This is a genomic window from Streptomyces sp. NBC_00663 (assembly GCF_036226885.1).
Classification (GTDB): domain Bacteria; phylum Actinomycetota; class Actinomycetes; order Streptomycetales; family Streptomycetaceae; genus Streptomyces.
In genome coordinates this window covers 942,661-961,756 of sequence record NZ_CP109027.1, presented here as the reverse complement: position 1 = coordinate 961,756, position 19,096 = coordinate 942,661, and the positions used below count along the sequence as shown (strand labels likewise).

At 71.4% G+C, this 19,096-nt stretch carries 17 protein-coding genes and 2 pseudogenes; 11 read left to right on the top strand and 8 right to left on the bottom strand.

Features of this window, described 5'->3' with window-relative positions:
• Nucleotides 1-4 precede the first annotated feature (4 nt).
• The gene (gene urtA, locus OG866_RS04510; RefSeq protein WP_443063498.1) at nt 5-1,273 is read right to left on the bottom strand and encodes an urea ABC transporter substrate-binding protein; all 1,269 of its coding nucleotides are present in this window, start codon (nt 1,271-1,273) and stop codon (nt 5-7) included.
• A 206-nt stretch (nt 1,274-1,479) separates the two neighbouring features.
• On the bottom strand, nt 1,480-2,592 hold the full coding sequence (locus OG866_RS04505; RefSeq protein WP_329332094.1) for a substrate-binding domain-containing protein: 1,113 nt from the start codon (nt 2,590-2,592) through the stop codon (nt 1,480-1,482).
• A 78-nt stretch (nt 2,593-2,670) separates the two neighbouring features.
• On the opposite strand from OG866_RS04505, the gene OG866_RS04500 reads away from it, so the two are divergent.
• The 5 genes and pseudogenes from OG866_RS04500 (at nt 2,671) to OG866_RS04480 (ending at nt 9,166) form a co-directional block, all read left to right on the top strand.
• Nucleotides 2,671-3,108: a MarR family winged helix-turn-helix transcriptional regulator gene (locus OG866_RS04500; RefSeq protein WP_329332093.1), complete on the top strand. Its 438-nt coding sequence runs from the start codon at nt 2,671-2,673 to the stop codon at nt 3,106-3,108.
• A 138-nt stretch (nt 3,109-3,246) separates the two neighbouring features.
• Nucleotides 3,247-4,572: an aldehyde dehydrogenase family protein gene (locus OG866_RS04495; protein ID WP_329332092.1), complete on the top strand. Its 1,326-nt coding sequence runs from the start codon at nt 3,247-3,249 to the stop codon at nt 4,570-4,572.
• A 568-nt stretch (nt 4,573-5,140) separates the two neighbouring features.
• A pseudogene (locus tag OG866_RS04490) lies at nt 5,141-5,680 on the top strand (pyridoxamine 5'-phosphate oxidase family protein).
• A 152-nt stretch (nt 5,681-5,832) separates the two neighbouring features.
• Nucleotides 5,833-8,217 (top strand): phosphoketolase family protein, encoded by a 2,385-nt coding sequence (locus OG866_RS04485; RefSeq protein WP_329332091.1) that lies wholly within the window; start codon nt 5,833-5,835, stop codon nt 8,215-8,217.
• A 55-nt stretch (nt 8,218-8,272) separates the two neighbouring features.
• A complete protein-coding gene (locus OG866_RS04480) occupies nt 8,273-9,166 on the top strand; it encodes an aldo/keto reductase (protein ID WP_329332090.1) in 894 nt (297 codons plus the stop codon).
• Between the two features lie 20 nt (nt 9,167-9,186).
• On the opposite strand, the gene OG866_RS04475 is transcribed toward OG866_RS04480, so the two are convergent.
• Nucleotides 9,187-9,645 (bottom strand): pyridoxamine 5'-phosphate oxidase family protein, encoded by a 459-nt coding sequence (locus OG866_RS04475; protein ID WP_329332089.1) that lies wholly within the window; start codon nt 9,643-9,645, stop codon nt 9,187-9,189.
• Between the two features lie 153 nt (nt 9,646-9,798).
• On the opposite strand from OG866_RS04475, the gene OG866_RS04470 reads away from it, so the two are divergent.
• On the top strand, nt 9,799-10,191 hold the full coding sequence (locus tag OG866_RS04470; protein ID WP_329332088.1) for a VOC family protein: 393 nt from the start codon (nt 9,799-9,801) through the stop codon (nt 10,189-10,191).
• Between the two features lie 50 nt (nt 10,192-10,241).
• The gene (locus OG866_RS04465; protein WP_329332087.1) at nt 10,242-11,306 is read left to right on the top strand and encodes an adenosine deaminase; all 1,065 of its coding nucleotides are present in this window, start codon (nt 10,242-10,244) and stop codon (nt 11,304-11,306) included.
• Here OG866_RS04465 and OG866_RS04460 read toward each other — a convergent pair.
• From OG866_RS04460 to OG866_RS04450, 3 genes are all read right to left on the bottom strand, one after another.
• Nucleotides 11,294-11,803 (bottom strand): mycothiol transferase, encoded by a 510-nt coding sequence (locus OG866_RS04460; RefSeq protein WP_329332086.1) that lies wholly within the window; start codon nt 11,801-11,803, stop codon nt 11,294-11,296. The two genes, OG866_RS04465 and OG866_RS04460, sit on opposite strands and share 13 nt — an antisense overlap.
• Before the next feature lie 26 nt (nt 11,804-11,829).
• On the bottom strand, nt 11,830-13,317 hold the full coding sequence (locus tag OG866_RS04455) for a carotenoid oxygenase family protein (protein ID WP_329332085.1): 1,488 nt from the start codon (nt 13,315-13,317) through the stop codon (nt 11,830-11,832).
• A gap of 67 nt (nt 13,318-13,384) precedes the next feature.
• On the bottom strand, nt 13,385-14,302 hold the full coding sequence (locus OG866_RS04450; protein WP_329332084.1) for a LysR family transcriptional regulator: 918 nt from the start codon (nt 14,300-14,302) through the stop codon (nt 13,385-13,387).
• 159 nt (nt 14,303-14,461) lie between these two features.
• On the opposite strand from OG866_RS04450, the gene mgrA reads away from it, so the two are divergent.
• Nucleotides 14,462-15,457, top strand: coding sequence for an L-glyceraldehyde 3-phosphate reductase (gene mgrA / locus OG866_RS04445; protein WP_329332083.1), 996 nt, complete (start codon nt 14,462-14,464; stop codon nt 15,455-15,457).
• Between the two features lie 63 nt (nt 15,458-15,520).
• Here mgrA and OG866_RS04440 read toward each other — a convergent pair whose 3' ends face one another.
• A complete protein-coding gene (locus tag OG866_RS04440) occupies nt 15,521-15,904 on the bottom strand; it encodes a nuclear transport factor 2 family protein (protein WP_329332082.1) in 384 nt (127 codons plus the stop codon).
• Nucleotides 15,905-16,248: 344 nt separating this feature from the next.
• On the opposite strand from OG866_RS04440, the gene OG866_RS04435 reads away from it, so the two are divergent.
• The 3 genes and pseudogenes from OG866_RS04435 to OG866_RS04425 all read left to right on the top strand — a co-directional run bounded on the left by OG866_RS04435 (nt 16,249) and on the right by OG866_RS04425 (nt 17,769).
• Nucleotides 16,249-16,659, top strand: a complete 411-nt coding sequence (locus OG866_RS04435) for a hypothetical protein (RefSeq protein ID WP_329332081.1) — start codon at nt 16,249-16,251, stop codon at nt 16,657-16,659.
• 1 nt (nt 16,660) lies between these two features.
• Nucleotides 16,661-17,497: pseudogene (locus tag OG866_RS04430) on the top strand (ATP-binding cassette domain-containing protein); the annotation flags it as partial.
• Nucleotides 17,479-17,769 carry a hypothetical protein gene (locus tag OG866_RS04425; RefSeq protein WP_329332080.1) on the top strand — a complete coding sequence of 97 codons (291 nt, stop codon included), beginning with the start codon at nt 17,479-17,481 and terminating at the stop codon, nt 17,767-17,769. The pseudogene OG866_RS04430 and the gene OG866_RS04425, both read left to right, overlap by 19 nt.
• On the opposite strand, the gene OG866_RS04420 is transcribed toward OG866_RS04425, so the two are convergent.
• Nucleotides 17,766-19,019: a streptophobe family protein gene (locus OG866_RS04420; protein WP_329332079.1), complete on the bottom strand. Its 1,254-nt coding sequence runs from the start codon at nt 19,017-19,019 to the stop codon at nt 17,766-17,768. The two genes, OG866_RS04425 and OG866_RS04420, sit on opposite strands and share 4 nt — an antisense overlap.
• Nucleotides 19,020-19,096: the final 77 nt, after the last annotated feature.

The following is a 19,096-nucleotide window of genomic DNA, read 5'->3' as shown; positions in this document are numbered from 1 at the left end:
TCGGTCAGGACAGCCCGGAGGCCCAGGAGTAGCCCTTGAGGAACGGGTCCGGCTTGATCGGCTTGCCGGAGTTCCAGACCTCCTTGATCTGGCCGTCGGTGCCGATCTCGCCGATGCGGGCGGTCTTGTAGACGTGCTGCGAGGCGCCGTCGACGGTGACCTTGCCCTCGGGGGCGTCGAAGGTGATGCCGTCGGAGGCGGCCTTCACCTTCTCCGGGTCGAAGGACTTCGCCTTCTCGACCATGGCCTTCCACAGGTAGACCGAGGTGTACGCGGCCTCCATCGGGTCACTGGTCGGCTTGTCCTGACCGTACTTGGCCTTGTACGCCTTCACGAACTTGGCGTTCGCCGCGCCCGCGGTGGTCTGGTAGTAGTTCCAGGCCGTCAACTGGCCCGCCAGATACTGCGTTCCGATCGACTTGACCTCCTCCTCGGCGATCGACACCGAGACGACCGGCATGGACTTGGCGGTCAGGCCCGCGGACTTGTACTCCTTGAAGAAGGCCACGTTGGAGTCGCCGTTGAGGGTGTTGAAGACGGCGTCCGCCTTCGACGCCTTCACCTTGTTGGCGATCGTGGAGAACTCCGTGGAGCCCAGCGGCGCGTAGTCCTCGCCGGCGATGGTCATGCCGTTGGCCTTGGCGTACGCCTTGATCTCCTTGTTGGCGGTACGCGGGAAGACGTAGTCGCTGCCGACCAGGTAGATCTTCTTCAGGCCCTTGCTCTTGAGGTAGTCGAGGCCCGGGACGATCTGCTGGTTGGTGGTCGCGCCGGTGTAGAAGATGTACGGGGACTCCTCCAGGCCCTCGTACTGCACCGGGTAGAACAGCAGCGACTTGTTCTTCTCGAAGACCGGCTTGACGGCCTTGCGGCTGGCGGAGGTCCAGCAGCCGAAGGTGGCCGCGACCCCGTCCTCCTTGATGAGCTTCTGCGCCTTCTCGGCGAACGTCGGCCAGTCGGAGGCGCCGTCCTCGCTGATCGGCTTGATCTTCTTGCCGAGGACACCACCGGAGGCGTTGATCTCGTCGATCGCGAGCTTCAGCGAGTCGCGGACGGTCACCTCGCTGATCGCCATCGTGCCGGAGAGCGAGTTGAGCAGGCCGACCTTGACCGTGTCGCCGCTGACGTCGATCTTCGCCGCCTTGTCGGACGACGAGCCGGCCGCGTCGGTCTTCGCGCCGCACGCGGAGAGTGTCACGACCGCGGTCAGGGCGGCGCCTGCGGCGAGGAAGCCACGGCGAGGAACACGGGAACTGCGGGAACCGCTGGACAAACCAACCCCCTAGGGTGAACGGCCTGCTGAAGTGCGGTCCACAGACTCAAGTCCCGCTGTTTCCGCGGTGTTTCGCGGGACTTTCCCGGAGGCAACAAAAAACGCCCCGTGCGGTATGTGAGGTGCATTCAGAAACTGAATTCACAATTCGCCCGAGGCATTCTAATTACTTTCTGTGGGAAGTATCTGGGCGGTCGTGGGCCCTGTCAAGAGCGGGAACCGTGAAGGTCGAGCTCGGTGAGGACGTCGAAGTCCAGCCCGTCGGCGCGGGCCAGGTAGATCCGCTGGCGCACATGCCGGCCCCGCAGATGCATGAGCCCGCGCGGCCCCTCGTACGACACACCGCCGGCCGCCGCCCCGATCGCGGTCACGTCCAGGGTCCCGGCCCGTCTCAGCAGCGCGGCGAGCAACAGGACGCCCTCGTAACAGGATTCGCCGAGGCTGCCGAGCGCGGGTGCCTCGATGCCGTACCGGCCGGCGTACTGCCCATGGAGGTCGAGGGTGTCCTGGTTGGCGAGCGAGGCGAAGAAGCCGGCGGTGCTGTAGAGGTCCTCGGTGGCCGAAGGGCCGCTCGCCAGCAGCATGTTCTCGTCCATGAGCGTGCTCAGCCTGAGACAGCGCTCGTGCAGACCGTAGGCCGCGAACGCCCGGTTGAAGCGCACCGCGTCGCTGCCGACCAGCAGCATCAGCACGCCGTCGGCGTCGGAGCGTTCGATGCGGCGCAGGACGGGCTCGAAGTCATGGGTGCCGAGCGGGAGATAGACCTCGCCACCCACGACGCCGCCCGACTCATGGGCGTATCCGTGGGCCGCCCGTGCCGTACGGCGCGGCCACACATAGTCGTTGCCCACGACGAACCAGCGGCGCACCCCGCGTTCGTGCGCCAACAGGCCCATCGCGGGGCGCAGTTGGTCGCGCGGGGTCTCGCTCGTCAGGAACACGCCGGCCGTGTGCTCGCCGCCCTCGTACAGGGCGGTGTAGACGTACGGCACCCGATGGGCGATCCTCGGCGCCAGCGCCTGCCGCACCGAGGAGATGTGCCAGCCCGTGACGCCCTGCACCGCCCCCAGGTCCACCAGCGCCTCGACATGGTCGGCGATCTCGCGCGGCGACCCGCCCCCGTCGACGGGCAGCAGCCTCAGCTCCCGCCCGAGGACCCCGCCCGCCCGGTTGACCTCCTCGGCCGCCAGCTGTGCGCACAACTCGCAGGTGGGCCCGAAGATCCCGGCCGGCCCCTGCATCGGGAACACGAGGGCCACACCGAGGACGGAGTCGTCGGCCGTGAACCACTCGGGCGCGGGGGGATCGTGCCGGAACATGGCGTCATGATTTCCGGTCCGCCCGGTGAACTCCAGCCTGTCTCATACGATGTACGCACCCCGTGACCTAGGAGCGCGATGCCCACCTCATCCCCGCGTCGGCCTCGTGATCTGGTGCAGCTCCTGACCCGGGCCGAGCGGCTGGTGGCCCGCCGCCTCCAGGTGGTCCTCGACGAGGAGGGCTGCTCGCTCGACGCCTGGCGGGTGCTCGGGCTGCTCTCCGACGGGCAGGGGCATCACATGACGGCGATAGCCGAGGCCGCGTTCCTGCCGCCGCCGACGCTGACCAAGCTCGTGGACCACCTGGTCGACCAGAACCTCGTCCACCGCCGGGTGGACCCGCAGGACCGGCGGCGCATCCTCGCCCACCTCACCCCCCGCGGCCAGGAGTACTGGCGACGGATCGACCGCGCGGTGCGCGCCGACTGGCCCGCGCTGAGCGAGGGGGACGAGGAACTGCTGCGGGGACTGCTGGAGCGGCTGGCGGGGACGCTGGACGACGCCAGCCGGGTGTGATCGCGGCGTAGCGCAAAGTCACTTACGTGGTGAGGGAATGCATTCGGGTGTAGAAATGGTTGGCATTTACATCCAACCGTCGAACGCATCCACCCGTCGAGGCCGTGCCCAGCGGCCGCGCAGCATCAGCGAGGCACCGTGAACCAGCAGCCCACCCCCGAGCAGCCCGCCGACGTCGTGGCCCGTCTGCGCGCCACCTTCCGCACCGGCCGCACCAAGCCCCTCGCCTGGCGCACCGGCCAGCTGCGCCGGCTGCGCGAGCTGCTCACGGAACGCGGCGCCGAGCTGGCCGCCGCCCTCCACGCCGACCTGGGCAAGAGCTCCACCGAGGCCTACCGCACCGAGATCGACTTCACGGTCCGCGAGATCGACCACACCCTCGACCACCTGGAGGAGTGGCTGCGCCCCGAGTCCGCCCCGGTCCCGGCGCACCTCGGCGCCGACGCGACGGCCTGGACGCAGTACGACCCGCTCGGCGTCGTCCTCGTCATCGCCCCCTGGAACTACCCGGCCCAGCTTCTGCTCGCCCCGGTCGTGGGCGCCCTGGCCGCGGGCAACGCCGTGGTCGTCAAGCCGAGCGAGCTGGCCCCCGCGACCTCGGCCGCACTGGCCCGGCTGCTGCCGGAGTTCCTCGACACCGAGGCCTTCGCGGTGGTCGAGGGCGGCATCCCGGAGACCACGGCCCTGCTGGCCGAGCGCTTCGACCACATCTTCTACACCGGCAACGGCGTCGTCGGCCGTATCGTCATGCGGGCCGCCGCCGAGCACCTCACGCCGGTCACGCTCGAACTCGGCGGCAAGTCCCCGGCGTTCGTCGACCCCGACGCGGACCTCGCCGTCGTCGCCGACCGCCTCGCCCGCGGCAAGTTCCTCAACGCGGGCCAGACCTGCGTGGCCCCTGACTACGTCCTGACCGACCCCGAGACCGCGGCGGCCCTCGAACCCCTGCTGACCAAGGCGGTCCAGGCGGTCTACGGCACCGACGCGTCCGCCTCCGGCGAGTACGGCCGGATCGTCAACGAACGCCACTTCGACCGGCTCAGCGGCCTGCTCGACTCGGGCCGTGTGGTCGTGGGCGGCGACACCGACCGCGCGCAGAAGTACATCGCCCCGACCGTCCTGGCGGACGTCGACCCGGCCTCGCCCGTCATGCAGGAGGAGATCTTCGGCCCGATCCTGCCGATCGTCACCGTCCCGGGCCTGGACGAGGCCATCGACTTCATCAACGACCGCGACAAGCCACTCGCCCTCTACGTCTTCGCCGAGTCCGAGGCCACCCGCGCCCGCCTCGCCGCCGAGACGTCCTCCGGCGGCCTCGGCTACGGCCTCCCGCTCGCCCACCTCACCGTCTCCGACCTGCCCTTCGGCGGCGTCGGCGAGAGCGGCATGGGCAACTACCACGGCCGCTACTCCATCGAGACGTTCAGCCACCGCAAGGCCGTCCTGAGCAAGCCGCTGGCCTGACGGACGTCGGGGCGGCGAGCCGCCGGTGCCCCGGCTCCCCGCCCCGAACCGTCCGACCGGACCCGCACCGACCCCGGCCGCGCGGCCCTGTCAGGGGCGACCACTGGCCATGTCATCAGGGCCCGTGGTCCCTCACGTCGGGCGGCGCGGGTATGGGAGGCAGACCATGACTCCGGGCGAAAGGCCGGCGAGGCATCCACCCCGACGACGGATTCCGCGAGCCCGACCGAAAGGAGGGCCTGCCCCTGCCGGCCACGCGCGCATCGGCCGGACCGTCCCCACCCCTCAGGCCCTCCCCGCCGTCCTCCCCGTGAACTCCGCCCTCGACGCTGACGAGGCGGTGCTCCCGCGCACCTCGGCCGCGTCCGAGCCGGGCCGGCCCGTCGGCGGCGCCGTGGTCTGCCTCCCATACCCGCCCCGAACCCTCCGACCGGACCCGCACCGACCCCGGCCGCGCGGCCCTGTCAGGGGCGACCACTGGCCATGTCATCAGGGCCCGTGGTCCCTCACGTCGGGCGGCGCGGGTATGGGAGGCAGACCATGACTCCGGGCGAAAGGCCGGCGAGGCATCCACCCCGACGACGGATTCCGCGAGCCCGACCGAAAGGAGGGCCTGCCCCTGCCGGCCACGCGCGCATCGGCCGGACCGTCCCCACCCCTCAGGCCCTCCCCGCCGTCCTCCCCGTGAACTCCGCCCTCGACGCTGACGAGGCGGTGCTCCCGCGCACCTCAGCCGCGTCCGAGCCGGGCCGGCCCGTCGGCGGCGCCGTGGTCGCCTCCCGGTCCTGGCGTGCGACCACGGTGTGGCCGTCGGAGCCGAGCCCCCTGACCCGGATCTGCCCTACCTCGCCGCGGTGGTGCACAGGCCGGCCGGAGCGTCACCGTCACCGGTCACACCGTCGCCGTCACCGGTCAGGCCCCCCTCGTCACCGACCGCGCCGAACACGAGCGGCTGTCCCGTACCGGCCCCCCGTCCTGGGCCCCGGCACCCCGCATGGCCTTCGTCCGCATCGAGCCCGAACCGGTCGCCGGACGCGCACTCGTCGGCGGACGCACGAGGTATGGCGTCCCGCGCGTTCCTGAGCCCAGGGCGGCTCTCGCCTCCTGAGTCCTGGGCGGCTCGCCTCACCCCATCGGCCTCCCCACATGTGGCCCGGTCGGCCCTGTCGGGTACCCGGCGCGGCGGCGAAGGTGGACGGCAGGCACCGTCCACCCGTACTCGCCCGAGATCCAGATACCCCGATTCGGAAGGGGCCCCCTATGTCCGCCGCAACCCGGCAGTCGACCGGCGTACTCACGGACGAGGAGCTGACCTCCCTGGACGCCCACTGGCGTGCCGCGAACTACCTCGCCGTCGGCCAGATCTACCTCATGGCCAACCCCCTGCTGACCGAGCCCCTGCGCCCCGAGCACGTCAAGCCGCGGCTGCTCGGTCACTGGGGCACCTCGCCCGGTCTGAACCTCGTCCACACCCACCTCAACCGGGTGATCAAGGCCCGCGACCTGGACGCCCTGTGCGTGTGGGGACCCGGTCACGGCGGCCCCGCGGTGCTCGCCAACTCCTGGCTGGAGGGCTCGTACAGCGAGACCTACCCCGACATCACCCGGGACGGGCCGGGCATGGCCGGGCTGTTCAGGCAGTTCTCGTTCCCGGGCGGCGTCCCCAGCCATGTCGCCCCGGAGACCCCCGGCTCGATCCATGAGGGCGGCGAACTCGGCTACTCCCTCGCGCACGCCTACGGCGCCGCCTTCGACAACCCCGGCCTGCTCGTCGCCTGTGTCATCGGCGACGGCGAGGCCGAGACGGGCCCGCTGGCCGCGTCCTGGCACTCCGACAAGTTCCTCGACCCCGTCCACGACGGAGCCGTCCTGCCGATCCTCCACCTCAACGGCTACAAGATCGCCAACCCGGCCGTCCTCGCCCGCATCCCCGAGGACGAACTCGACGCCCTGCTCAGGGGATACGGCCACGACCCGCTCCATGTCACCGGCGACGACCCGGCCACCGTCCACCGCGCCATGGCCGACGCCCTGGACACCGCGCTCGACCGCATCGCCGCCATCCAGCACGCCGCCCGCGAGCAGGGCGCCGGCGAACGCCCTCGCTGGCCGATGATCGTGCTGCGTACACCGAAGGGCTGGACCGGCCCCGCCGAGGTCGACGGCCTCCCCGTGGCCGACACGTGGCGCTCCCACCAGGTCCCCCTGTCCGCCGTACGCGACAACCCGGACCACCTACGGCAGTTGGAGGCGTGGCTGCGCTCCTACCGCCCCGAGGAACTCTTCGACGAACAGGGCCGCCCGCGCCCCCATCTCCTGACCCATGTCCCCGACGGACCGCACCGCCTCGGCGCCACCCCGCACGCCAACGGAGGCCTTCTCCTACGGTCGTTGCCCCTGCCGCCCCTGGAACGGTTCGCCGTACCGGTCGACAAACCCGGCGCCACCCTCCACGAACCCACCCGAGTCCTGGGCGACTTGCTCGAACACGTCATGCAAGCCACCGCCGACCGCCGCGACTTCCGCCTCGTCGGCCCCGACGAGACCGCCTCCAACCGCCTCCAGGCCGTCTACTCGGCCAGCGGCAAGGCATGGCAGGCCGACACCTACGACGTCGACGAACATCTCGACCGGCACGGCCGGGTGATGGAGATCCTCTCCGAACACACCTGCCAGGGCTGGCTGGAGGGCTACCTTCTCACCGGCCGCCACGGACTCTTCTCCTGCTACGAGGCCTTCGTCCACATCGTCGACTCGATGGTCAACCAGCACATCAAGTGGCTGCGCGTCACCCGCCGGCTGCCCTGGCGGGCCCCCATCGCCTCCCTCAACTACCTGCTCACCTCGCACGTCTGGCGCCAGGACCACAACGGCTTCTCCCACCAGGACCCCGGCTTCGTCGACCACATCCTCAACAAGAGTCCGGAAGCGGTACGGGTCTACTTCCCGCCGGACGCCAACACCCTGCTCTCCGTCGCCGACCATGTGCTGCGCAGCCGCGACTATGTCAACGTCGTCGTCGCCGGCAAACAGCCCTGCTACGACTGGCTGTCCATGGACCAGGCCCGCGTCCACTGCGCCCGCGGACTCGGCGTCTGGGACTGGGCCGGCACCGAGGACGGCAGCCGCGAACCCGACGTGGTGCTGGCCTGCGCGGGCGACGTCCCCACCCAGGAGACGCTGGCCGCGGCCCAGTTGCTCCGCCGTCATCTGCCCGACCTCGCCGTGCGCGTCGTCAACGTCGTCGACATCGCCCGGCTGCTGCCGAGCGAGGAACACCCGCACGGGATGAGCGACTTCGAGTACGACGGGCTCTTCACCCCCGACAAGCCGGTGATCTTCGCCTACCACGGCTACCCCTGGCTGATCCACCGCCTCGCCTACCGCCGCACCGGCCACCCCCATCTGCACGTCCGCGGCTACAAGGAGATCGGCACCACCACAACGCCCTTCGACATGGTCGTCCGCAACGACCTCGACCGCTACCGCCTCGTCATGGACGTCATCGACCGCGTCCCCGGCCTCGCCGTCCGCGCCACCGCCGTACGCCAGGAGATGGCGGACAGCCGGCTGCGCCACCACGAGTGGATCCGCGAGCACGGCACCGACCTGCCGGAGGTGGCGGACTGGTCCTGGGACGGCTGATCCATGAGTCCGTAAAGGGGTCGTCCGCCGCGGAACCCTGTGTGACACTCCACCGATGACCTCCGAAACGATCACCGCGGACGCCGCGGGCACCTGGAAACTCGGCGACCTGTCCGTCAACCGCCTCGGCCTCGGCGCGATGCGGCTGACGGGCAGCGCTGCCTTCCACCACGGGACACCGAGCGACCGACGACAGGCGATCGCCGTGCTGCACAAGGCGATCGAACTCGGCGTCAACCACATCGACACGGCCGCCTTCTACTTCTCGTCGCTGCGCTCCGCCAACGAACTGATCAACACGGCCCTGGCGCCGTACGCCGACGAGCTCGTCATCGCCGCCAAGGTCGGCCCCTTCCGCGACTGGACGGGGGAGTGGGGCACCTCCGCCCGCCCCGAGGACCTGCGCGGCCATGTCGAGGAGAACCTGCGCCAGTTGGGCCGCGACCACCTCGACGTCGTCTATCTGCGCCGCATGGGCCAGGACTCCGTTGCCGACCACTTCGGTGCCCTCGCCGAACTGCGCGAGGCCGGACTGGTCCGCCACCTCGGCCTCTCCGCCGTCAGGCCGCACCATCTCGCCGAGGCACAGGCCATCGCCCCCGTGGTCAGCGTGCAGAACCGCTACGCCCTGGACCACCCCGACGAACTGCTGCGCATCTGCGGTGAACAGGGCATCGCCTACGTCCCGTTCTACGCGGTGGCCGGTGACGCGGGCGAACACGGTGCCACCGCGCACCACGACGCCGAAGTGCTCGCCATCGCACAGGCGCACGGCGCGAGCCCCGCGCAGATCCGTATCGCCTGGACCCTGCACCAGGCCCCGCACCTGCTCGCCATCCCCGGCACCGGCAACCCCGACCACCTGACCGAGAACGTGGCGGCGGCCGCCATCCGCCTGACCGACGACGAGCTGACCCGCCTCAACTCCGTGCACGCACAGGCAGGTTGATCAGCCCCGTACCCGACGCCTCACACGGCCCACACCCCGTCCCGCATCAGATACCGGCCCCGCATCTCGTGCTCACCGTTGCGCGCCTGCACCGTGTGCGGACGTACCCGGAACCAGGCGTACGGCAGGCTGTCGGCCCGCGGATCCCAGCCGGTCTTCGCGCGGAACGCCTCCGCCGCGGCCGGCGGCACCGTGTCCGCCGCGTACATCTGCGCGGCGCCGTCGAGCAGCACGACGTCCTGTGTGTCCCCGAGTGCCAGCCGGGCCTGTCCGGCGTCCCGCAGATTGCGGCCGGTCGGCGTCCTCAGACGCGTCGCCAGCCACACGGCCTCGCCGTCCCACAGGAACCAGAGGGGGACCAGACAAGGAAGCCCGTCGGCGTCCGCCGTGGCCACCCACACGTCCATCTCCTGATCGAGCCGGGCGAGAAGCTCACGCTTGCGCTGTTCGGGTTCGCGGGGCCGCTTACTGATCTCCATCCCCGGGACGCTAACCGGCCTCGGCCCCCGCCGCATCGGACCGCGGTCCTAGGGCGGTGGACCCAGCCGCGGCCCCCGGCGTGGAATGCGACTGGCGTCCGACGAGTTTTACGTATAACCTCTCCGGCTAATCCCACGCCCCGAAAGGCCCCGATGAGACGCATCGCCCTGGTCACCCTCGTCGTCGACGACTACGACGAGGCGATCCGCTTCTACACCGAGGCCCTCGGCTTCCGGCTCGTCGAGGACGCCCCGCGTCCCGGCGGCGCCCGCTGGGTCGTCGTGGAGCCCGGCACGGAGGGAAGCGGTACCGGCCTGCTGCTCGCCCGCGCCAAGGACGACGCCCAGCGCGGCCGGGTCGGAGACCAGACCGGCGGGCGCGTCGGGTTCTTCCTGCACACCGACGACTTCGCCCGCGACCACGCCCGGATGGTGGCCGCCGGTGTGACCTTCCTGGAGGAGCCGCGCCATGAGGCGTACGGCTCGGTCGCCGTCTTCCAGGACCTGTACGGCAACCGCTGGGACCTGCTCCAGCCGGCCGACTGACTCCCTTCCTCTCCCCGCCGTTCCGCCCCAGCTCCTCAGAAAGACCCGCCATGACTGCTACGCGCGTAGACCTCGATGTGATCCGCCGCCTCCCCAAGGCCGTCCTGCACGACCACCTCGACGGCGGCCTGCGCCCCGCCACCGTGGTGGAGCTGGCCGCCGAGGTCGGTCACACCCTGCCCACCACGGACCCGGACGAGCTCGCCGCCTGGTACTACGACGCCGCGAACTCCGGCGACCTGGTCCGCTACATCGCCACCTTCGAGCACACCCTCGCCGTGATGCAGACCCGCGAGGGACTGCTCCGCACCGCCGAGGAGTACGTGCTCGACCTCGCCGCCGACGGCGTGGTCTACGCCGAGGTGCGCTACGCCCCCGAGCTGAACACACGGGGCGGGCTCGCGATGAGCGAGGTCGTCGAGACCGTCCAGGAGGGCCTCGCCGCCGGTATGGCCAAGGCCGCCGCGGCCGGGACGCCGGTCCGCGTGGGCACGCTGCTGTGCGGCATGCGGATGTTCGACCGCGTCGCCGAGGCGGCCGACCTCGCCGTCGCCTTCCGTGACGCGGGTGTCGTCGGTTTCGACATCGCCGGCGCCGAGGACGGCTTCCCGCCCGCCGACCACCTCGCCGCCTTCGAGCACCTGCGCCGCGAGAGCGTGCCCTTCACCATCCACGCCGGTGAGGCCCACGGCCTGCCCAGCATCCACCAGGCCCTCCAGGTCTGCGGCGCCCAGCGCATCGGCCACGGCGTGCGCCTCACCGAGGACATCGTGGACGGCAAGCTCGGCCGGCTCGCGGGCTGGGTCCGCGACCGCCGGATCGCCCTGGAGATGTGCCCCACCTCCAACCTCCAGACCGGCGCAGCCGCCTCGATCGCCGAACACCCGATCACGGCCCTGAAGGACCTGGGCTTCCGCGTCACGCTCAACACCGACAACCGTCTGGTGTCGGGCACGACCATGACCCGTGAGATGTCCCTGCTGGTCGAGGAGGCGGGCTGGACGGTCGAGGACCTGCGCACGGTCACGGTGAACGCCGTCAAGAGCGCGTTCATCCCGTTCGACGAGCGCAAGGCCCTCATCGAGGACGTCGTCCTGCCGGGCTACGCGGTCTGAAGCAGCCCACGGAGGTAGGCGGCCTGTCCGACGTGCTGGAGATCGTCGGACAGGACGCTGACCAGCCGTACGCCCAGGGTGACCGGCGGATCCCAGTTGTCGTCCACGATCCGCTCCAGGTCCGCCGCGGTCACCTCGCGCAGCGCCTGAAGGCTCTGGGCGTGGACGGCGTCGTAGTACCCGGTCAGCAGCTCCGCGGAATCGACCCGTACCTTCGCGACCTGCGCGGTGGTGTGGCCGTACCCGTGGTCGCGGGGCGGCAGGTCGAGGCCGAAGCGCTTCTCCCAGTCCTGGGTCAGCCACACCTGGTCGAGCCCGAAGGCGTCGGCCATGTGATCGTCCTGGACGCGGGTGAGGTGCCAGAGCAGCCAGGTGACGGAGTTGGCGTCGGGGGCGGGGCGGTGGTTGAGCTCGTCGGGGGTCAGGCCCTCGACGGCGGCATGGACTTCTTCCTGGATGCGGCTGAAACCGTCGATGAGGATGTCCTTTGCGTGCATGCCCTCCACCATCGCATCCGAAGGGCTCACGCGTCCGGGATCCAGCTGCCGTGGAAGCCGAGCGGCACCCGTCCCGGCAGCTGGATCCGGGCGACCGGCTCGCCGGTGAAGTCCTGCGCCGGGAGGATCACCAGGTCCGACGCCCCGCGGTCCGGATCGTGGACGTACGCGATCGCATAACCGTCGTCCTCGGCCGTGGCGTGCTCACGCGGTACGAACACGGCCTCGCTCGCCGCCGCCCCGCGCGGCAGCCGGTGCACCTGGGTCGTGCCGCGCAGCAGGTCCTGCTTGATGAGCGCGTTGCTGAACGCCTCGTCGGGCGGGTTGCCGTCGAGCGTCATGTACGCCCGCGCCATCTCGGCGGACGCCGCCGTGTAGCCGTAGCGGTGCCGGCGGGAGACCAGCGCCTCGTTCACGCGCGGGAACTCCTGGGGGCGGTCGTCGAGGGTCCGGGTCCTGACCCGGCCATGGCGCAGGTCGATGGTCCAGCGGTCGAGCCGGGGTGTGCTCGCCCCGTAGGGGCCGCCCGAGCCCTTGCCCGCGACGAAGAAGGGCGCGTCGAAGTTCGTCATGTCGATGACGATGTTCGGGCCCTCCTCGTAGGCGTTGAGGGTGTGCGAGTAGTAGACCGGGTCGACCTCGAACCAGCGGACCGTGCCGCCCTTGCGGGGCAGGACCCCGACCCGTGCCGGGTGGCTGTCGTTCCAGACGTACGGGACGATGTCGCCGCGCTCGGCGCCCGCCGGGTCGAAGGTGACCGGCATGTCGAGGATGACCACGTGGTGCTCGGTGAGGGCGAAGTCGTGGATCATCGGCGCGTCCGCGACCGGGATCCTGGTGGTGCGGGACACCCGCCCCGTCGGGTCCACGACCAGGTGCCGTACGTGGTCCCAGGTCGGGTAGTAGGCGATGGCGTGCAGTTCACCGGCGTGGACGTCGAACTTGGTGTGCGCGGTGAGCGGGCCCTTCAGGGTGCCCCGGAAGTCGTACGTCCCGACGGTGTTGAGCTCGTCGTCGAGTTCGTACGGCAGCGGACCGCTCTCCTGGAGCGTGAGGATCCGCCCCCGGTACGGGATCACATGGGTGTTGCAGGGAAAGTCGTCCGGCGGCACCGGACCCGGGTAGGGCTCGCCGAGCTTCTTCGCCACCTGGGAGGAGCGCACCCAGCGGTTGCGGTACCACTCGGCCCGGCCGTCGCGCAGCCGGACGCCGTGGACCATGCCGTCGCCGAGCATCCAGTGGTGGGCGCGCGGGTCCTCAAGGCCCAGGACGTTGGGGCCGTTGCGCAGATAGCGCCCGTTGAGGTCGCGCGGGATGCGCCCGGTCACCGGCAGGTCGAACGCCGTCAGTTCCTCCGTGACGGGCTCGAACGCGCCCTCCAGGAAGGGGAATCGGTGTGCCGCGGGCGCCTGGGGGGCGGCGACCGCCGCCCTCGCTCCCGTGCCGGCCAGTCCGCCCGCCGCCGCGAGCGCCGCCGCGCCGCGCAGCACGTTCCGTCGTGTGGGGTCCGTCATCTCCGTACTCCTGACCGCAGTTGTCGTCTGGGGACGCTCATGAGTCTGCGGTGGGAGACGGGCCCGGTCAGGAGGGGTGAGCCCCGTCCTGGGGTGTACCTACGCCCCCTGTTTCCAGCAGCGCCATCAGGGCCCGCGCCGCCGGGCTGGTGGCCTGCTCGGGCGGCAGCAGGGCGACCGTCTCGTACACGGTCTCCCCGGTGCCCTTCACCGGCAGCGCGGTCAGGGCCGGCCGCTTGTGCCGGAAGTGGCGGGGAACGACGGCCACGCCGAGGTTCTCGTCCACCAGGTCCAGGAGGCTGTGCACGTCGTTCACCTCCAGCGCGACCGCCCGCCGTACGCCCGCCGCGGCGAACGCGGCGTCGGTGGTGCGGCGCGGGCCCCAGTCCGGGTGGAAGTCGACGAAGACCTCGCTGCCGAGATCCTCCGGGGTCACTGCGGCACCGGCGCGCGCGAGCCGGTGGTCCGGGTGGCACAGGACGGTCATCGGCTCCCCGGCCAGCGGTACGACCCGCAGCTGGTCGGTGTCCTCCTGGGCCGTCCGCACCGCGAACGCCAGGTCGAGGCGTCCGGCGGCGACCTCCTCGGCGAGCGCGCCCGAGCCCGCCTGCCGCAGACAGATCTCCACGTCGGGGTGCTGCCGGCGGAACGCGGCGAGCAGCCCCGCCACATGCACCCCGGCGATGCACTGCTCGGACCCGAGGGCGAGCATCCCGCGCAGGACGCCCTGGACCGCGGCCACCGCCTCGTGGGCCGCCCGCACCTGCGCCAGGATCCGCTCCGCCTCGCCCAGCAGCGCCCGCCCGGCCGGGGTGAGCGTCACCCGCCGGGTCGTGCGCACGAACAGCGGGGTCTGTAGCTCCCGCTCCAGCGCCCGGATCGAGGCGGACAGCCCCGACTGGGAGACCAGCAGCCGTTCGGCGGCCCGGGTGAAATGCTGATCCTCGGCGACCGCGACGAAGTGCTGGAGATGGCGGAGTTCCATGACGCAGAAGCCTACTCAGAAACGCGTCCGCTGAATTCCATCGGATTCTTCTGTTGGACCAATGCCCCCAGGTCGCGAAAGAGTGGACACCGGTAGAGGACACCGGTTCTCAGGAAACCGTGGTTCTCGGGAAACCGTGCCAACCCCTCTGGAGTCGCGTTGTACACCGCACACCCCGACCGCTACTCGGACATGCCCTACCGGCGCACCGGACGCAGCGGCCTGAAGCTCCCCGCGATCTCGCTCGGCCTGTGGCACAACTTCGGCCCCGCGGACCGCACCGTCGAGACGCAGCGCGCGATCCTGCGCCGCGCCTTCGACCTCGGTGTCACCCACTTCGACCTCGCCAACAACTACGGCCCGCCGCCCGGTGCCGCCGAGTCCGCCTTCGGCGAGGCCCTGAAGTCCGACCTCGCCGCCTACCGCGACGAGCTGATCATCTCCACCAAGGCCGGTTATCTGATGTGGCCCGGCCCCTACGGCGAGTGGGGATCCCGCAAGTACCTGCTGTCCTCGCTGGACCAGAGCCTGACCCGGATGGGCCTGGACTACGTCGACGTCTTCTACTCGCACCGCCCGGACCCGGAGACTCCGCTGGAGGAGACGATGGGCGCCCTGCACTCCGCCGTGCAGCAGGGCAAGGCGCTCTACGTCGGCATCTCCAACTACTCCGCCGAGCAGACCCGCGAGGCCGCCCGCATCCTGGGCGAGCTGGGCACCCCGCTCCTCATCCACCAGCCGCGCTACTCGATGCTCGACCGGCGCCCCGAGGACGAGGGCCTGCTGGACGCCCTGGACGAGCTCCAGGTCGGCTCCATCGTCTTCTCCCCGCTGGAGCAGGGCGTGCTCACCGGCCGCTACCTCGACGGCATCCCGGAGGACTCGCGGGCCGCGAGCGACAGCCCGTTCCTGAACTCCGACGCCCTCACCGAGGACCTGGTCGCCCAGCTGCGCGAGCTGAACGACATCGCCAAGTCCCGCGGCCAGACCCTGGCCCAACTGGCGCTGGCCTGGGTCCTGCGCGGCGGCCGGGTCACCTCCGCCCTCGTCGGCGCGAGCAGCCCGCAGCAGATCGAGGACAGCGTCGGCACGATCCGCAACCTCGACTTCGACGCCGAGGAACTGGCCCGCATCGACGCGGTGATCAAGAAGTAGGCACCCGGCTCACGAGGCGGGGCGCTCCGGAGGCGGACGGCGACGGTGCCGCCCGCCTCCTTCTCACGCCCCGTCGGGCACCCGGTCGAGGAAGCCGTACACCTGCCGGATGCGGCCCTGGTCGTCCAGGGTGATCACGTCGAAGCCCGCGACGGGCGCGCTGTGGTCGGCCTCGTTCACCAGCTCCCAGGAGAAGCGGGCGGTGTCGTGATGGCCGTCCACGGCCCCGGTGGGGCGGAAGACGAACCCCGGGAACTGCTCGTGCACCGCCGCGATGAGCCCGGCGATCCGCTCATGGCCGCTGACGTCGGCCAGGGGGTCGGTGTAGCCGCCGTCCGCGGCCCAGGCCGCCGCCACCGCTTTCGTCAGCGTCTCCTGGTCGTTGGCGTTCCAGGCCTCGAAGTAACGGGCTACGGCGCTCTCGTGGCGGTCGGTGTTCACGGACATGGGGCATCAGCCTCCGTCGAGGTCGCATCTGCTGGTCAGTGCCCGGATCTCGGTCGTGCTGACCCGGTACCGCAACCATGCCCGCACCGCCCCGGACCGTCGATTACCCCTCGGGTAATCGACGGGTGCCGGATTTCGGCCAACTCCCGCCGTGAATATGCCAGGAGAGTGGCCGGAAAGTCGTGGTGACAGTGTTTCAGTAGTGAACATACTCAACTGACAGGGCATTCACATCCAGCGAGGATGCCATCACACACCGCACATGAGCCGCGGTACCCGCCGCACAAGAGCCGCACCGAAAGCGAGGCCAGCCGAGAGGCACACTACGCACCGGGGGAGTGAACGTGCACGACGAATTCCTGTGCCATGTCACCGCGTACGGAACCTGCGGAGGGCAGCGCATCGGCGTACCGCTCGGCAGCTACCGGGCCCCCACCCTCGCCCTCGCCCTGTGGTGGTTACGGGACCGGGCCTCCTGGATCGCCGAGCGCCTCGACCCGCAGCCCGAGATCAGCCGCATCCCGCCGAGCGCGCTCGTCCCCGTCGCCCCCTCCGCGCCCGACGTCCCGGCCGTGCTGCGCGCCTGGTGCGGGGACGCCGCCCAACAGGAGCTCGTCGCCGAGGAGTTGGCGGCCGGACGGCTGATCCGGATCGCCACCAGCGACGACACCACCGAGTACGAACTGCTCGCCGAGTCGGTCGACGCCCTGCGGATGCAGCGCACGATCCCGGCCCTGGTCGTCTCCGTCGGCTGAGGCCGAGCTGCGCCGGCGCATCGGCCTGGTCCCGCAGGACGACATCCTGCACGCCCAGCTCACCGTCCGCGCCGCCCTCGCCTACGCCGCCGAACTGCGTTTCCCCCAGGAGACCGCCAAGGCCGAGCGACAGGCGCGGGTCGAGGAGGTCATCGGCGAGCTGAGCCTGGAACAGCGCGCCGACCAGCCCGTGCACAGCCTCTCCGGCGGCCGGCGCAAGCGCGTCAGCGTCGCCCTGGAACTGCTCACCAAGCCGTCGCTGCTCTTCCTCGACGAGCCCACCTCGGGCCTCGACCCCGGCATGGACCGCTCGGTGATGCACATGCTCCGCTGTCTCGCCGACGACGGCCGGACCGTCATCGTCGTCACCCGCAGCGTCCTCAGCCTCGACGTCTGCGACCGGCTCGTCGTCCTCGCGCCCGGCGGGAGGATCGCCTACTACGGGCCGCCCGAGGACCCCCTCGCCTACTTCGGTCACCCGCAGTGGCCGGAGGCGTTCGAGGCCTTCGAGCGGGACCGGGACCGGGACTGGGCCGGCGAGTTCCGCACCTCGCCCTTCCACCGCCAGCACGTCGCCGACGCCACCGGACAGCCCCGGGTGCCGAGATCCGGCCCCGTCGTGACCACCCCGCCCCCGCGCCCCCGCAGCCGGGGCGCCCGGCTCGGCACCCTGGTCCGCCGCTACCTGACCGCCCTCGGCGCCGACCGCACCTTCCTCGCCGTCATGATCGCGCTGCCGTTCGTGATGGGCGCCATGGCCCGCGCCCTGGCCGGCGGCAAGCTGACCCAGCAGACGGCGATGAACGCGCTGCTGATCCTGTGCGTCGGCGGCGTGCTGGGCCCACCAGTACGACGCCGCCCCCGCTGACCGAGTCCCGCCCCGACCTGCCGCCCGGCCTCGACACCGTCTTCGCCACGTCCCTCGCCAAGAGCCCCGACGACCGCCGCGCCACCTGCCTCGCCCTCGTGGCCGCCCTGCGCCTGGCCGCGACCGGCGCCGACCCGGGCGGCCACCCGCCGACACAGGTCGCGGTGAAGGCCGCGGAGTTCGCGCGGAAGACCCCGAGGCGACCGCCGCCGTGGGCCCAGCCGGTCTTCCGGGGCGGTTAGTCCTGCCGTCGCACCGGACGCGCCAGAAGCCCGCCCAGGAAACCCGCGACCAGACCCCACAGCGCCGCGAGGCCGACGGCGGTCCACACCTCGGGCTTCAACAGGAGCTCCCCGTTCAGATCGCCGCCGAGGTCGCCGATGCCGAGCACCGAGAGGCCGTAGTGGGCGGAGATACGGCCGACGAGGCAGATCATCAGGACCGTGAGGGCGAGGGCCACCGCCAGGTGCAGGGCGTGCTGCCAGGCACGCGTCCGCGCCGGGGAACGCGCCGCCATCACGAACGCGGCGGCGAGCACCAGCACCGCGTCGACCGCCACCAGCCACCACACCCGGCCGTCGTACTCGGCGAGGGTGGAGAGGTTCAGCGTGGCGGTGTCCTCGGACCGCAGCACCTCGTCGAGGACGTGGGGCATCGGCAGCCCGAACGGGCCCTCCACACGGCCGTTCCAGGTGGCGCCGAGGCCGAGGGTGAGCGCCAGCCAGGCCAGGTTCGGCAGACCGAGCAGGAGCACCGCCAACGTCTCCGCCGGATAGTCGCCCGTCACCGCCACGACCAGGCCGATGACGATGCCCAGGACCACGTAGGCGAGCAGCAGCACGACCATCGCGTACGCCGCCGGCCGCACCGACGCCTGGAAGCGCAGCAGCCGGCCCGGCAGTGGCGCCCCGCGCGAGACCAGCAGCGCGAGCACGAGCACACCGGCCAGCCAGAGCAGACCGAAGAGCAGCGTGAGCGGCAGGTCCGTCGTGAAGCCGACCTTCGGCGTGACCCCGAACAGGTCGCCGAGGTCCGACAGCGCGCTCTCGCCCAGGGAGAGCGTGAAGGTCTGGCGGGCCCCGAGGGCGAGAGCGACCAGGGCCGCCAGCCACAGCACGGCGACGCGCGCCGCCCAGCCCGTCAGCTCCGCGGCGCCCGCGACCGCCCGGTGCCGTAGCGGCCGGAGGAAGAGAGCGGCGATGACGAGGGAGCCGGCCAGCGTGACCGACAGCGGGATCACGGTGAGCCCGGCCTGGGTGTCGGCCAGGCCCCCGGCGTTCCCGGAGAGCTCGATCGTGCCGCCCACCGCGGTGACGACCGTCGCCGCGACGACCCGCGGGAACGCTCCGTCGGGCAGGTCCGTCGCCCCGGTCGCCCACAGCCCCAGCGCGGCGGTCACGCCCATCGCGAGCAGTCCGGCCAGCACGGTGACGGCTGCCTGTACCCAGCCGTGCGGGGCAACGGCCTGGTCGGAGCGGGTTCTCGGGCTCACCCTGCCCACGCTAAGCAGCGCCCGGGGACCCTGCCCGCCGGGAGAGCCGTCCGCGCCGGCTTGCGAGCCGCACCGGA

Bases quoted from the DNA above. Each gene is read 5' to 3' on its own strand.
- OG866_RS04465 (WP_329332087.1), top strand. From the start codon at position 10,242: ATGACTGCTACGCGCGTAGACCTCGATGTGATCCGCCGCCTCCCCAAG.
- OG866_RS04460 (WP_329332086.1), bottom strand. From the start codon at position 11,803: ATGCACGCAAAGGACATCCTCATCGACGGTTTCAGCCGCATCCAGGAA.
- OG866_RS04485 (WP_329332091.1), top strand. From the start codon at position 5,833: ATGTCCGCCGCAACCCGGCAGTCGACCGGCGTACTCACGGACGAGGAG.
- OG866_RS04450 (WP_329332084.1), bottom strand. From the start codon at position 14,302: ATGGAACTCCGCCATCTCCAGCACTTCGTCGCGGTCGCCGAGGATCAG.
- OG866_RS04440 (WP_329332082.1), bottom strand. From the start codon at position 15,904: ATGTCCGTGAACACCGACCGCCACGAGAGCGCCGTAGCCCGTTACTTC.
- OG866_RS04475 (WP_329332089.1), bottom strand. From the start codon at position 9,645: ATGGAGATCAGTAAGCGGCCCCGCGAACCCGAACAGCGCAAGCGTGAG.
- OG866_RS04455 (WP_329332085.1), bottom strand. From the start codon at position 13,317: ATGACGGACCCCACACGACGGAACGTGCTGCGCGGCGCGGCGGCGCTC.
- OG866_RS04480 (WP_329332090.1), top strand. From the start codon at position 8,273: ATGACCTCCGAAACGATCACCGCGGACGCCGCGGGCACCTGGAAACTC.
- OG866_RS04505 (WP_329332094.1), bottom strand. From the start codon at position 2,592: ATGTTCCGGCACGATCCCCCCGCGCCCGAGTGGTTCACGGCCGACGAC.
- OG866_RS04500 (WP_329332093.1), top strand. From the start codon at position 2,671: ATGCCCACCTCATCCCCGCGTCGGCCTCGTGATCTGGTGCAGCTCCTG.
- OG866_RS04470 (WP_329332088.1), top strand. From the start codon at position 9,799: ATGAGACGCATCGCCCTGGTCACCCTCGTCGTCGACGACTACGACGAG.